Annotated in this window: 13 protein-coding genes; 5 read left to right on the top strand and 8 right to left on the bottom strand. The window is 64.3% G+C overall.

All coding sequences use genetic code 11. The features are described from left to right. Window positions 1–77 precede the first annotated feature (77 nt). Together ABYB95_RS07360 and ABYB95_RS07355 are read left to right on the top strand one after the other, a co-directional pair. Entirely contained in the window at window positions 78–371 is a 294-nt protein-coding gene (locus ABYB95_RS07360; protein ID WP_372657829.1) for a hypothetical protein, read from the top strand. 101 nt (window positions 372–472) lie between these two features. Continuing rightward, window positions 473–1,225, top strand: coding sequence for a DUF1223 domain-containing protein (locus tag ABYB95_RS07355; protein WP_372657828.1), 753 nt, complete (start codon window positions 473–475; stop codon window positions 1,223–1,225). A gap of 87 nt (window positions 1,226–1,312) precedes the next feature. Here ABYB95_RS07355 and ABYB95_RS07350 read toward each other — a convergent pair whose 3' ends face one another. From ABYB95_RS07350 to ABYB95_RS07330, 5 genes are read right to left on the bottom strand one after another with little or no spacing between them, the layout of a single operon-like run. Continuing rightward, entirely contained in the window at window positions 1,313–1,660 is a 348-nt protein-coding gene (locus ABYB95_RS07350; protein WP_372657827.1) for a copper-binding protein, read from the bottom strand. Between the two features lie 10 nt (window positions 1,661–1,670). Continuing rightward, complete coding sequence (locus tag ABYB95_RS07345; RefSeq protein WP_372657826.1) at window positions 1,671–2,174, bottom strand: DUF411 domain-containing protein; 504 nt, start codon at window positions 2,172–2,174, stop codon at window positions 1,671–1,673. A 10-nt stretch (window positions 2,175–2,184) separates the two neighbouring features. Continuing rightward, window positions 2,185–2,685: a plastocyanin/azurin family copper-binding protein gene (locus ABYB95_RS07340; RefSeq protein ID WP_372657825.1), complete on the bottom strand. Its 501-nt coding sequence runs from the start codon at window positions 2,683–2,685 to the stop codon at window positions 2,185–2,187. A gap of 54 nt (window positions 2,686–2,739) precedes the next feature. After that, window positions 2,740–4,167, bottom strand: a complete 1,428-nt coding sequence (locus ABYB95_RS07335; protein WP_372657830.1) for a multicopper oxidase family protein — start codon at window positions 4,165–4,167, stop codon at window positions 2,740–2,742. Between the two features lie 29 nt (window positions 4,168–4,196). Further along, on the bottom strand, window positions 4,197–5,303 hold the full coding sequence (locus ABYB95_RS07330; protein ID WP_372657824.1) for a hypothetical protein: 1,107 nt from the start codon (window positions 5,301–5,303) through the stop codon (window positions 4,197–4,199). 131 nt (window positions 5,304–5,434) lie between these two features. On the opposite strand from ABYB95_RS07330, the gene ABYB95_RS07325 reads away from it, so the two are divergent. The 3 genes from ABYB95_RS07325 to ABYB95_RS07315 all read left to right on the top strand — a co-directional run bounded on the left by ABYB95_RS07325 (window position 5,435) and on the right by ABYB95_RS07315 (window position 8,928). Continuing rightward, complete coding sequence (locus ABYB95_RS07325) at window positions 5,435–6,133, top strand: heavy metal response regulator transcription factor (protein ID WP_372657823.1); 699 nt, start codon at window positions 5,435–5,437, stop codon at window positions 6,131–6,133. Further along, window positions 6,118–7,527 (top strand): heavy metal sensor histidine kinase, encoded by a 1,410-nt coding sequence (locus tag ABYB95_RS07320; RefSeq protein WP_372657822.1) that lies wholly within the window; start codon window positions 6,118–6,120, stop codon window positions 7,525–7,527. The genes ABYB95_RS07325 and ABYB95_RS07320 overlap by 16 nt, the downstream gene beginning before the upstream one ends. A gap of 63 nt (window positions 7,528–7,590) precedes the next feature. Continuing rightward, complete coding sequence (locus ABYB95_RS07315; protein ID WP_372657821.1) at window positions 7,591–8,928, top strand: TAXI family TRAP transporter solute-binding subunit; 1,338 nt, start codon at window positions 7,591–7,593, stop codon at window positions 8,926–8,928. Window positions 8,929–8,979: 51 nt separating this feature from the next. Here the strand turns inward: ABYB95_RS07315 and ABYB95_RS07310 are convergent, their stop codons facing one another. From ABYB95_RS07310 to ettA, 3 genes are all read right to left on the bottom strand, one after another. After that, the gene (locus ABYB95_RS07310) at window positions 8,980–11,070 is read right to left on the bottom strand and encodes a DUF1631 family protein (protein ID WP_372657820.1); all 2,091 of its coding nucleotides are present in this window, start codon (window positions 11,068–11,070) and stop codon (window positions 8,980–8,982) included. Between the two features lie 109 nt (window positions 11,071–11,179). After that, on the bottom strand, window positions 11,180–11,722 hold the full coding sequence (locus ABYB95_RS07305) for a DUF1415 domain-containing protein (protein ID WP_372657819.1): 543 nt from the start codon (window positions 11,720–11,722) through the stop codon (window positions 11,180–11,182). 124 nt (window positions 11,723–11,846) lie between these two features. Continuing rightward, the coding region (gene ettA / locus ABYB95_RS07300; protein ID WP_372657818.1) for an energy-dependent translational throttle protein EttA at window positions 11,847–13,149 on the bottom strand (1,303 nt) is incomplete at its 5' end.

The following is a 13,149-nucleotide window of genomic DNA, read 5'->3' as shown; positions in this document are numbered from 1 at the left end:
GTGCGGCGGGGCGCCGGTCGATAACACGTACACTAGCCCGCTTCCCGCGATACACGGGCCCAGTGAACAGGACCAACATGACGCCCGACCCCTTGACTGCCCTGGAAACCGCCTTGCAGCAACTGCGCGAAGGCGACCTGGATGGACAGAATTTTTCGAACCACGCCCGCGAGTTGGCCAGTGCGCTCTCGCACCTGCCCCGGCGCTACGGTGAGGTCTTGCACGACCTGCTGAACCGCATCGAATCCAGCGCCGCGTTCACTGAAGAGAGTTGTTCGTTCAGCCAGCGCGACCTGATCGAAAGCGTACAAATGTGGCTGGACAGAGCGCGGCGGCAAGCGCAAGCCTCCATGGCCACGCCGACGGCCTGATACAAAACCCGCCCGGCGCCTGCCTGCTGCCCTGGCAGGTTCGGCTGTAAGAATCCGCTGCCGACACCGACCGATGGTTTCCTTCCCTCAGGAGACCTGATATGGCTCGATTGTCCTGTTCCCCCGCACCTCGGAACTGGCCCGCTTGGACAGGCCTGGCCTTGGGCTTGTTGGCCGCCCCTCTCGCGCACGCCCAGACCTGCCAGGCCACCTCCCAGGCCCAAGCCCCTGCGGTCGTGGAGCTGTACACCTCACAGGGCTGCAGCTCCTGCCCACCCGCCGACCGATGGCTGTCCACGCTCAAAGGCCAGAGCCAGGTGATCGCGCTGTCGTTCCATGTGAACTACTGGAACCACCTGGGCTGGAAAGACCCCTATGCCACGCCCGAGACCACCGACCGGCAGCGCCGCATCCAGGCGGCTCTCCAGGGCAAGTACGTCTACACGCCCCAGGTGGTGCTGAATGGGCAGGACCACCGCAACTGGCAGGGGCAGAGTGCTGCTCAGCTGCCCCGGCTGGCTGGGGCACAGGCGCCCAAGCTGCGTGTGACGCGCAACGGCGACACACTCGTCGCCCACGTCGACGCCAGTGCCGGGCATGCGACATTGGCAGGCTATTGGGCCGTGCTGCACGATGGCCTGAGCCAGCAAGTTACGCGTGGCGAAAACGCGGGCGAGCGGCTGCTGAACGACCACGTGGTCCAGCTGTACCGCACCATCGGCCCCTGGTCGGCTTCAGCGCCCCACGACGCAACGCTCACCCTGCCAGCGGACGCCGGCCAACGGGTGGTGTTTGTGGTGACCGACAGCAGCTGGACCCAGCCGCTTCAGGCCGTGGCGCTGCAGTGCTCCTGAGCGAGATACTTTCGGCCCCCATACATAGGCGCATCGTCGGCACGAGAACACCCGCACCTGGGGTGCCTGGGCTCGCGGCTCCTGAGCTTATGGGGTGCGCCGAATTTCGGTCACGACCATCTTGCCGCCTTCGTCGACCACGGTGAACAGCACCTTGTCGCCCACCGCCACCTGATCCAGCATGGCGGGTTCCTTGGCATTGAAGACCATGGTCATGGGTGGCATGTCCAGGTTCTTGATCTCGCCATGCTTGATGGTGAGTTTGCCGGTTTCTTTGCTGACTTTCTTGATCTCGCCTTCCGTCTTGGGCATGGCTGCAGGGGCCGCCACCGCGCCCTTCTCTGGCGCAGCGGCAGATTGCGCAGCGGCGGGAAGGGTGAACAGGGCGGGGGCTGCTAAGACCGCAGCGAGCATCAAGGTATTGAGGTTTTTCATGGGGTTTCTTTCAAGCGTAGGTTTGGTACACCGTGGTGCTGCCGTCTTTGGCGACCAGCAACACGTCAAAGGCGTCTTTGCGCCCACCATAGGCCGGGCCGTCCATACCGGGTGATCCGACGGGCATGCGGGGCACGGAAAGCCCCAGGGCCTTTGGACGCTCTTTCAACAGACGGCGCACTTCGCGGGCTGGGACATGGCCTTCGAGCACATAGCCGTCGACCAACGCTGTGTGGCAAGAGCCCAGCACCACCGGCATGCCCAGACGGGCACGTGCTGCGGTATTGCCGCTTTCGACGGTCTTGGTCGGGAAGCCGTTCTCAACCAGGTGGGCGACCCAGTCCTTGCAGCATCCGCAGTTGGGGTCTTTCCAGACCTGCACCACCGGAAGCTTGGGTGCGCGGCTTTGCGCCAGTGCCCACCCTGGCGCGAGGGCAGCCGTGGCCAGCCCCAATGCCAAGCGGCGCCGAGGGAGCGATACAGCAGGGGGCGCTGTGGTGTGGGAAGCGTTCATGATGGTTTCCTTAGTTGGCCAGTCCTACGACCTTGATCTTGCCCGCCATACCGGCTTCGTAGTGGCCCGGCAGCAAGCAGGCAAAGTCGAAATCGCCCGCACGGTTGAAAGTCCAGACGATCTCGCCCTTCTGACCCGGTGCCACGTGCGCCATGTATGGCTCGTCGTGTTCCATGTTGGGGAAGCGCTTCATCAGCGCGGCGTGCTCTTCCAGCACCGGCTGGGTGCCCAGCACGTATTCGTGCATCACCTGACCGGCGTTGGTCAACACAAAGCGGATGGTCTCACCCTGTTTGACATCGATCTTGTCGGGCGTGAAGCGCATGTCGTCGCTCATGCGCACGGCGATGGTGCGAAGCCTGGCCTTGGGCTGACCGGCAATGCCCCAGGGCTTTTGCTCCATTTTGATGGCGCTGGGTTTGGGTACGTGACCCGCGTCGCCATGCGCCCAGGCGGGAGCCGCGACCGTGGCCAAAGCCGCCAGCAAGATGGAGAGTGTCCATTTTTTCATGTGTGTTCCTGTGTCGAAAGAGTGGAGTGTGGAGAGCCGGGAAAGTTCTGAGGCCTAGTGCTGGCCCTTGGGTTTGATCGCGGAAGCATTGGCCGACGATGGCTTCTCGGGCACGGTGGGCGCGGGGTTGTTCAGCCCCACCACCGGCTTGCCGCCCGCCTGTATTTCAGACTGGAAGCGCGCCGGCTCGGGCAAAGCCCCAGTGAACTCGTACGCAGACGTGCCCGGTGGATGCTGGTAAGGGCCAGGGTCGCTGTAGTCGCCGGGTTTCTGGTCTTTGCGCACCTTGAACACGTTGAACATGCCGCCCATTTCCAGCGCACCATACTGGCCGGTGCCGGTCATCATGGGCGCGGTGTTGTCGGGGATCTGCATTTCCATCTCGCCCATGTCGGCCATGCCGCGCTCGCCCATCGCCATGTAGTCCGGCGCCACCTTCTGGATCTTGCGGATCAGGCCGCGGTGGTCCACACCAATCATGGTGGGCACATCGTGGCCCATGGCGTTCATGGTGTGGTGGCTCTTGTGGCAATGAAAGGCCCAATCGCCCTCTTCATCGGCCAGCAACTCGATCTGGCGCATCTGCCCCACGGCCACATCCGTCGTCACCTCCCACCAGCGCGAACCGGGCTGGGTCGGTCCGCCATCGGTGCCCGTCACCTGGAACTCGTGGCCATGCAGGTGGATCGGGTGGTTGGTCATGGTGAGATTGCCCACACGGATACGCACCTTGTCGTTCAGCCGCACATGGAGCGAATCGATGGCCGGGAAGACGCGGCTGTTCCAGCACCAGATGTTGAAGTCGGTCATGGTGTTGACCATGGGCGTCTTGCTGCCCGGCTTCACGTCGAACGCGTTGAGCATGAAACAGAAGTCGCGATCCACCTCGGCGATGTGCGGATGAGCGCCTTTGGGGTGGGTCACCCACATGCCCATCATGCCCATGGCCATCTGCGTCATCTCGTCGGCGTGGGGGTGGTACATGAAGCTGCCCGGGCGGCGCGCCACGAATTCGTACACGTAGGTCTTGCCCACCGGAATCGCCTTCTGGTTCAGGCCGCCCACGCCATCCATGCCATTGGGCAGGCGCTGGCCGTGCCAGTGCACCGTCGTGTGCTCGGGCAATTTGTTGGTCACGAATATGCGCACGCGGTCGCCCTCCACCACTTCGATGGTGGGGCCCGGGCTCTGGCCGTTGTAGCCCCACATATTGACCTTGAAACCGGGCGACACCTCACGCACCACCGGCTCGGCCACCAAATGGAACTCTTTCACGTTGTTGTTCATGCGCCAGGGCAAGGTCCAGCCGTTCAGCGTGACCACCGGGTTGTAAGGGCGCCCTGTTTTCGGCACCAGCGGAGGCGCGGTGTTGACCGAGGTCTGTATCACCGGCTCGGGCAAGCCGGCGAGCGCCGTGCGGGAAACGGCCAGACCGGCCACGGACGCTGCAGCACCTGCAAAAAACTGGCGTCGGGAATTCAACAAATCCATATCCATCTTTCCTTGTTCGTTCAGTGGCCACCGGCGGCCGCGGCTTCGCCACCACCACCCGCCAGCGAAACCAAACGGGCAGGACCACCGCCCTGCAACACCCACTGCAAATCGGTCTCGGCCAGCCAGAAGTCGCGTTGCGCCTCGATGGCATCGATCTGCGCCTGCGCCACGTCGCGGGCGTCACCCAACACATCCCACACGCTGGCCAGCATGCCGTTGTATTGCAGACCGATCTCTTGCGAATTGCGCTTGCGCAGATCCAAGGCCTGCGCACTGTCCAAGGCAAGCGCATGGCTGGTGCGGTACACCTCATAAGCCATGCCTGCCGAAGTCTTCAGGAATCCGGCGGCTGCAACAGGCAGTTGCGCCCGCAAGCGGTTCACGCGTTCGTCCAGTGCGGGCGTGTCCATGGCCTGCGCGGGCACACCGGTCAATGCCTCGGGCAGATGCACGCGGGCACGTGCATTGGCCAGCCGCATGGTTTGCAACAAGGCCAGCTGCGACTGGGCGGCCGCCACCTGGGCGCGGCGCAGATCCATGCGCGCAGAAATCAGGGCCAGCTGCACATGGCGGCCTTCCATCGCTCCCCAGTTGCCGACACCGACCATGCGCTGGCCCAGGTCGTGAGCGGCGTCGGCGCTGTCCATCGACGTCTGACGCCAGCGCACCACTTGAGCGGCGGCCACCGCCTCCACCCAGGCCTTGCGGGCTTCGGCCGCCACCTCTAGCAGTTCGCCCATGTCGTCCACCCGCCGCTGCAAACCGATGTCGATCTCGGCCCAACGGCCTTCGGCGATCAGGTCCAGATTCGCACGGCCCAGACGGTTTTGCACCTCGGCCAGGTCCGGATGGGCACGCCAGGCCAGGCGCACCGCGTCCTGAACGCTGGGCAATGCCAGGCCTGCGGGTTCGGCTGCAGCGACCGGCTCGGGCGGCAGGTTGGCCCGCTCCCACTTGAACAGGTCGATATGGCCTCGTTTGAACTGGCCCACCGCATCGTTGGCGCTGCGCCAGTCCACCGCTGCGGGCGCAGGCGGCGTCTGCGCCCACGCGCCCAATGGCGCCACCACGCAGGCCAGCGCCACCGCGCGCCCATGCATCTTCAGAAAATGTCGAAAAACCACAAATGCGCTCCCTTTGATGCCGATCAAGCAGCCGCGATTCTGAAGGGCTTGGTCCGTCGCTGACCTGTCAGCCACATTACAAATCCGTCATCTTTCTCTGCGCCCGCGTGCCACAGGGCACACTACGTGCTGTGAATATCCTGATCGTTGAAGACGAGCCCAAAACGGGCGAATACCTGCGCCAGGGCCTGCGCGAGGCCGGCTTTGTCGTGGACTTGGCGACGAGTGGCCCGGACGGATTGCACCTGGCGCTGGAAGGCCAGCACGATCTGGTGATTCTGGACATCATGCTGCCCGGAATGAATGGCTGGCAAGTGTTGCAAAACCTGCGCAACCAGGGACGCCAGATGCCGGTGCTGTTTCTGACCGCACGCGATCAAGTGGAGGACCGCGTCAAGGGGCTGGAACTGGGCGCCGACGACTACCTCGTCAAACCTTTCTCATTTGCCGAACTGCTGGCGCGGGTGCGGGTGGTTCTGCGGCGCGGCAAGACCGGGCAAGAAGTCACGTCCCTGCATCTGGCCGACCTGGAGCTGGACCTGCTGCGCCGGCGTGTCACGCGTGCCGGCCGGCGCATCGACCTGACCGCCAAAGAATTTGGCCTGCTGGAATTGTTGATGCGCCGCCAGGGTGAGGTGTTGCCGCGCTCGCTGATCGCCTCGCAGGTCTGGGACATGAACTTCGACAGCGACACCAACGTGATCGAAGTGGCCATGCGCCGTTTGCGCGCCAAGGTGGACGAGGGCTTCGACGTGCGCCTGATCCAGACCGTGCGCGGCATGGGCTACGTGATGGAAATGCCGGAGAGCGGTGCATGTTCCGGCGCCTGACGCTCACGGCGCGCCTGACTCTGCTGTACACCACCGTGTCGGTGGCGGTGCTGTGCGGCCTGGTCGCGATGGTGATGGCGGCCACGCAAGCGCATTTCGTCGAGCTGGACCGCGACTCCCTGCGGGACAAGGCCGAGCTGGTGAAACAGGTCGTGGCGAACAGCGCCAGCCAGCAGCAACTGGCCTTTCATCTGGGCGAGCTGCTGCAAAGCCATTCGGGCCTGTATGTGCGGCTGGAACACGTGGGCAAGCTGGTTTTTTCCTACAACGACACCGACTTTCCTGCCCATCTGGCCTTGGCGGATGGAACACCGTCCACCACCGACTGGACGGCCGACGGCGTGGCCCTGAGGGGCATGCAACTCAAGCTGGCGACACCGCCCTTTCTCGAGGAAACCGGGCAGACCACAGCGGCGCAGGACGCCACGCGTTTGTTGCTGGCGGTCGATACCCACCACCACATACATTTCCTGGTCGACCTGCGGCGCAGCCTGACGGGGTATCTGGTGCTGGCCGCGCTGGCCAGTGGTCTGCTGGGCTGGTGGGCGGCACGCCGTGGCCTGGCTCCTTTGCGCGACATGAAGGAGCGCGCGCTGCGCGTCACGGCCCACCAGCTCGGTGGCGAGCGCATGCCGGTGCACAGCGTGCCGGTGGAAATGGCCGAATTGGCCCAGGGCCTCAACGACATGCTGGAGCGCCTGCAACGAGACTTTGAGCGCCTGTCCGAATTTTCCAGCGACCTGGCCCACGAGCTGCGCACCCCCATCAGCAACCTGCTGACCCAGACCCAGGTTTCTTTGGCCCAGCAACGGGATGCACCCGCCTACCGCGACATCCTGGCCTCCAACGCCGAAGAATTTCAGCGGCTGGCGCGCATGGTGTCGGACATGCTGTTGCTGGCCAAAACCGAACATGGTCTGGCCCTGCCCCACCGCGAACCGATTGCCTTGCGCGACGAGGTGCAGGCCTTGTTCGAGTTCTACGATGCCGTGGCCGATGAAAAAAACGTGACCCTGGTGCTGGAAGGCGAAGCCCATATGGCCGGGGATCGGCTCATGGTCCGGCGGGCCATCAGCAACCTGTTGTCAAACGCGCTGCGGCATTCCGCTGAGGGCGGCCGGGTGCGGGTGCAGCTGTCCTGCCCAGGCGGCGAACCGGCCGGCACACCGACCTTGTGCATAGAGAACACGGGCAACCCCATCGACCCGGCGCACTTGGCGCGCCTTTTCGACCGCTTCTACCGCACCGACAAGTCCCGCGCCCACCTGGACACGGACGGCACCGGCCTGGGCCTGGCCATCACCCGCGCCATCATGGAAGCGCACGGCGGCACGGTGTCGGTGGAGTCCACGCCCGCGGCCACCCGCTTTTGCTTGCGCTTCGGCGCCGCATAGCGCCCCAGAACCCGGGCGGGCATGCCGGGCCGAAGCGTCTGGCCGCGTGCTAATGTATCGGCCATGCCCAAAAACATCCGCTACACCCTGCTCTCCCTGCGCGATCTGGCGGTCTCCATCGGGCCGTTCGTGCTGCTCACGCTGGCCTTGCTGGCTCTCACCTACTGGTGGCTGGACCCCAACCCGCCCAAGCGGGTGGTGTTGGCCACCGGCCCGGCCCAGAGCGCCTACGACGAATTTGGCAAACGCTACGCCGAAGCGCTGGCACGCTACGGCATCACGGTCGAACTGCTGACATCCGAAGGCTCTTCGGCCAACCTCGAACTGATACGCAGCGGCAAAGCCGACCTGGGCTTTGTGCAAGGCGGCAGCGCCGATATTGGCTACGACGACGAAGAGTCCATCGTCTCGCTGGGCAGCTTGTTCGTGGAGCCCTTGTGGTTGTTCTACCGCGAAGACTCGGCCCAGAAGCTGACGCACACCACCACGGTGGCCCACCTGTCCGAGCTGAAAGACTGGCGCGTGAACGTGGGCACGGCGGGCAGCGGCGTGCCGCGCCTGTTCAACACCTTGCTCGACGTGAACCGGGTCGACAAGGGCACGGTCCAATTGAGCGAGCTGGAACAGACACCGGCCACCGTGGCCTTTTTGAACGGCGAGATCGACGCTTTGGTGTTCGCGTCGGCACCCGAGTCGTTGATGGTCCAGATGCTGCTGCAAACACCCGGGGTCGGCCTGATGGACTTTGCCCAGAGCGAGGCCTATTCGCGCCGCTTTGGCTACCTCACACCGGTGACTTTGCCGCAAGGTGTGGTCGATCTCGCGGCCAATATTCCGGCGCGCGACATGCGCCTGGTGGCCTCCACCACCAGTTTGTTGTCCAGCGCCAAAACCCACCCGGCGATTCTGCAGCTGTTCGCCCAGACCGCCACCGGCCTGCACGGCGGCGCGGGCTGGTTCAGCCGGGCGCGCGAATACCCCAGCCTGGAACACAGCGAAGTGATGGTCTCGCCCGAAGCGGTGCGTGCCATCCGCAACGGCCCGCCCTTTCTGCAGCGCTACCTGCCGTTCTGGCTCGCCAATCTGGTGGAACGCATGTGGCTGGCCATGGGCTTGATCATCGCCCTGGCGCTGCCGCTGTCGCGCATCGTGCCGCCGCTCTACAGCTTTCGCATCCGCTCGCGGGTGTTCCGCTGGTACGCCGAACTGCGCGACATCGAGCAGCGCGGTGAAACCTCCGGCACTGGAGAGCAACTGCCGGTTGCCGCTTTGCTGGAGCAGCTCGACGAGATGGAGTCCAAGGTGGAAAAAATCAGCGTACCGCTGTCCTACACCGACGAGCTGTACGCCTTGCGCGGCAACATCCACCTGGTGCGCAAAAAGCTGCTGCGCCGGGCCTGAGTCCGCGCCAGCCCAGGGTCAGCCCAGGGTCAGCCCAGGCTCAGGCCAGGCTCAGGCCAGACGAAGACTGTCGGCCCAGGCCTGGCGCACCGCTTCGTCCTGCGGGCTGGGCTCCTGATCCGGGTCGGGCACCCGGCGCAGGTGGTCGTGGGCCCGCAAAGAACTCACGCCGTGCCGCGTCAACGACAAGGTGCGCCCCTGACCGGTGGTGAAGAGAAACACGGTGCCATGCGGGCTGACCCGGCTGAGCTTGCAGCGCAGCAGTTGGTCTTCGTGCCACAGATCGAACCAGGCGCCGAGCACCAGCTCCGGGTCTGTCGGCGGTGTCTCGACCTTCAACTCCGCTTCGTCGCGCGGCATGGGCTGGGTATCGGAAAACGCGGGGCGGGTGTCTTGCACCTCCTCGGTGCCAAACTCGGCGTCGAAATCGCCATCAAACACCTCGGTCACGGTCATGCCGTCGACTTCAGGGGCCGGTCCTGCGGCGGGCTTTCGGGCGCTGGCCGGCGGCTCCTCGATCAGGCTCTTGTACGCGGCGTCTTGCAGACCCAGCAGCGCGTGGAAAAATGTCTCGGCTTGCTCGCGTGGGTAGTCGATAGCGTCCAGGCCCTCGCGCAGGGTGCGCAACACCCGGGGCACCAGCTTGATCAGGCGGGGCCGGTTGCGGCTCGCCAAAGCCAGCTGGGTAGACCAGAGCAGGTCGGGCAGTATGGCCATGTAGCGCGAAGCGGGTGCCTCGGGCGGTATGTCGGCCACCTCCCCGCCCGCGTTCAAACGCGCCTGCACCACCACCTGGGACCAGGGGCCACACAAGAACCGCTGGACCACCGCGGGGGAGCGCGCAAAATCTTTGAAGGCCCGCATCTCGGCCACCATCGCCTCCACCGAACGCACGCTTTGTGCCAGGCGCACCAGGGTCTGCTGTGAAGGGCTGAGCGGCCCGGGCGGGGGTTTGTCCTCCAAGTGTGTCAACAATTCGGGGAATACCGAAGCCAGATCGGTGCTGGACGACTGCATGGTGCGCGCCACATCGCGCACCAGATCGGCAAACACGGAAAAACCCGCGTCTTGCTCGGAGCTGAAGGCCGCACAACGTTCGGTGATCCGATCCAGCAACTGCCGCACCAGGTTGTCCGGCTCGGCAAAAAAGCGCGGTTCGTTGAGCGCGAACTGCGACAGCGCGGGCTTCATGCCCATCAATTGTTCGCGCACCGATGCCAGCAGTTGCGGCTGCTCGGTGACGCGCTTGAACAGCAGGTCGACGACTTGCGTGGCCAGTGTTTTGACCATGGCATTGCCCGAGCCCGAAACTCCCTGGTCGGAAACCTTGTGCCCGCCTTGTTCCAGGTTGCCTTTGAGCAAACGGTGCAGGTCGTCCAGACTCAGCAGCGAGCCGTTGCCGATCACGTCGGCCGCTGGCACGCTGTCTTTCCAGCCTGAGTTGCCCGATGCGCGCGTGGCGCGTGCGTGGACCGTGGGTACCACCGCATAGCCTGCAAGCTCCACACCCCAGCGCCCCAACAGCTCGGCCAGGCTGCGGTAGAGCCGCTGCAATTCGACACCGAGCAACACGGCACCGGTATTGAGCCAGAGCGCGCGCACCGCTGGTTCCACATCCACACCATCCAAGGCTTCGACCAAGGCCGCCAGCACCCGTTCGGGCCGCAGCGGGTTGATCTCGCCACGCACAACGTCCGACCCCAGCGCCCGGCTCAAGCGGGCGTTGAACACCAACTGGTCTTCTTCGGCCGCCATTTTCACCACCTGCTGCAAGCGCGCCATATCGACCGACTCTTGCACCTGGTCGTGGTCCATCAACTCGAGCTGGTCAAAACTGCGCGCCGGCACGGGCCGCGCTGCACCAGCCAGCTCGGCATTCGCCAACAAGGCTTTCGCATCGTTCGGTTGCAGCAAGCGCGTCAGCGCCTGCAGAAAATCGGTGCTGATGCGGGTGCGGTGGTTGAGCAGTGTTTTGCGGGCCTTGGTGTAAACCTGTTTTTCGGGCAGGGTGGCCGCCTGGGCTTCACGCTGCGCCAAGGCCTCATAGAGCTGGGCCAGCCAGCGCGGCACCCACTCGCGCGCGTGCACCAGCGCTTGGGCCATGCAAGCGTCAAAAGGAGAGTCTGGGCGACCGGGGTCCATGTTCAGGTTTGTTTCTTCACCGACTGTGTTTCACATGCTGCAATTATCGGCACGCCACGCGCGAACATAAATCGGAAGTGCCGGGCAAAGACCCCGTATTAGGGCCGTACTAGGGTTTTGTCAGCAAAGTTTTCAAACCGTCGGCGCCCAGTGCCTGCAAGGTCTTGAGGTTGCCCTCCACGATGGCGTCGGTGTCGCCATAGGCCGCGACCGCGCGCTCCACGCTGTCTTCGCGCAAAAGATGCAGCATGGCGTAGGGCGAGCGGTTCGTGGCATTGGTCACGTCGTCGGCCTCGCTGCCTTCAAACTGGAACAAGGGGTGGAAACTGGCGACCTGGATCACGCCGTCCAGATCGTGTTCGATCAACACCTCGTCCACCACATTCTGAAAATCGTTGAACACAAAAAAGTCCGGGAACAGGGTCGGATGCACCAGCAAGCTGGTGTCGATTTCCTCGGCCGGCGTGTTCACCAGCAAGTCCAGCTCCCGGTCCAGATCGTCCAGGAAACCATCCAAATTCCGCGCCTGGCTCACCACCATGCGCACCTGCTTGTTCAGGTACACAGAGCGCGCAAACGGGCACAGGTTGAGCCCGATCACCGCCGTTTCGATCCAGTGGCGGGTGTCGGCAAGGACTTGTTCGTCGGTCATGAGAGAAAACGCATATCGAGAGATGGGAAGTTATCGCAGAACGTCGCGGGTCCGGGTTTGCCGGCCCGCAGGCATTGCCCCTTGAGGGGGTGACACGCCGCAAGGCGCAGCGCGGGGGTGTGCCTTATTTAAGCGCCTTGTAACGGAAACGTTTGGGTTTGGCGCCCTCTTCGCCCAAGCGCTTCTTCTTGTCGGCCTCGTACTCTTGGTAGTTGCCGTTGAAAAACACCCACTGGCTGTCGCCTTCGGCGGCCAGGATGTGGGTGGCGATGCGGTCCAGGAACCAGCGATCGTGGCTGATCACCAGCGCGCAGCCGGCGAACTCCAGCAACGCGTCTTCCAGCGCGCGCAGGGTTTCCACGTCCAGATCGTTCGACGGCTCGTCCAGCAACAACACGTTGCCGCCTTCGGCCAGGGTTTTGGCCAAATGCAGACGCCCGCGCTCACCGCCCGACAGGTTGCCGACGCGCTTTTGCTGGTCGCCACCCGAGAAGTTGAAACGACCGCAGTAGGCGCGGCTGGGCATCTGGAACTTGCCCACGGTGATCATGTCCAGACCGCCCGAAATGTCTTCCCACACCGTCTTTTCGTTCGCCAGATCTTCGCGGCTCTGGTCCACCACGGCCATGCGCACGGTCTGGCCGATCTTGACCTCGCCGCTGTCGGGCTGTTCCTTGCCGCTGATCAGCTTGAACAGCGTGGACTTGCCGGCGCCGTTGGGGCCGATGATGCCGACGATGGCACCGGCTGGAATCTGGAAACTCAGGTTGTCGATCAGCAGGCGGTCGCCATAGGATTTGCTGACGCCCTTGAATTCAAACACTTCGTTGCCCAGGCGCTCGGCCACGGGAATGAAGATCTCGTTGGTTTCGTTGCGCTTCTGGTAGTCGACATCGCTCAGCTCTTCAAAGCGCGCCAGACGCGCCTTGCTCTTGGCCTGGCGCCCCTTGGGGTTCTGGCGCACCCACTCCAGTTCCTTCTTCATGGCCTTGGTGCGGGCGTCTTCGGTGCGCTGTTCCTGCTCCAGGCGGGCTTCTTTCTGCTCCAGCCAGGTCGAATAATTGCCCTTGTAGGGAATACCGTGGCCGCGGTCCAGTTCCAGAATCCACTCGGCCGCGTTGTCCAGAAAATAACGATCGTGGGTCACGGCCACCACCGTCCCCGGGTACTCCTGCAGGTAGCGCTGCAGCCACGCGATGGACTCCGCGTCGAGGTGGTTGGTGGGCTCGTCCAGCAGCAGCATGTCCGGCGCCGACAGCAGCAGCCGGCACAGCGCCACCCGGCGCTGCTCGCCGCCGGAGAGGTTGGCCACGGGGGCGTCCCACGCCGGCAGGCGCAGGGCGTCGGCGGCGATCTCCAGATTGCGCTCCAGGTCCCAGGCGCCAGCGGCATCGATGGCGTCCTGGAGCCGGCCCTGCTCCTCGAGC

It is taken from the genome of Hydrogenophaga sp. (genome assembly GCF_041633695.1).
In the GTDB taxonomy this organism is placed as follows: domain Bacteria; phylum Pseudomonadota; class Gammaproteobacteria; order Burkholderiales; family Burkholderiaceae_C; genus Hydrogenophaga.
Note: the sequence above shows the minus strand (reverse complement) of the source record. Positions and strands in the feature narration are given on the sequence as shown.

What these genes read in the sequence shown, in the direction of transcription:
- ABYB95_RS07360 (WP_372657829.1), top strand. Translation starts at nt 78, where the DNA reads ATGACGCCCGACCCCTTGACTGCCCTGGAAACCGCCTTGCAGCAACTG.
- ABYB95_RS07355 (WP_372657828.1), top strand. Translation starts at nt 473, where the DNA reads ATGGCTCGATTGTCCTGTTCCCCCGCACCTCGGAACTGGCCCGCTTGG.
- ABYB95_RS07350 (WP_372657827.1), bottom strand. Translation starts at nt 1,660, where the DNA reads ATGAAAAACCTCAATACCTTGATGCTCGCTGCGGTCTTAGCAGCCCCC.
- ABYB95_RS07345 (WP_372657826.1), bottom strand. Translation starts at nt 2,174, where the DNA reads ATGAACGCTTCCCACACCACAGCGCCCCCTGCTGTATCGCTCCCTCGG.
- ABYB95_RS07340 (WP_372657825.1), bottom strand. Translation starts at nt 2,685, where the DNA reads ATGAAAAAATGGACACTCTCCATCTTGCTGGCGGCTTTGGCCACGGTC.
- ABYB95_RS07320 (WP_372657822.1), top strand. Translation starts at nt 6,118, where the DNA reads ATGTTCCGGCGCCTGACGCTCACGGCGCGCCTGACTCTGCTGTACACC.
- ABYB95_RS07315 (WP_372657821.1), top strand. Translation starts at nt 7,591, where the DNA reads ATGCCCAAAAACATCCGCTACACCCTGCTCTCCCTGCGCGATCTGGCG.
- ABYB95_RS07310 (WP_372657820.1), bottom strand. Translation starts at nt 11,070, where the DNA reads ATGGACCCCGGTCGCCCAGACTCTCCTTTTGACGCTTGCATGGCCCAA.
- ABYB95_RS07305 (WP_372657819.1), bottom strand. Translation starts at nt 11,722, where the DNA reads ATGACCGACGAACAAGTCCTTGCCGACACCCGCCACTGGATCGAAACG.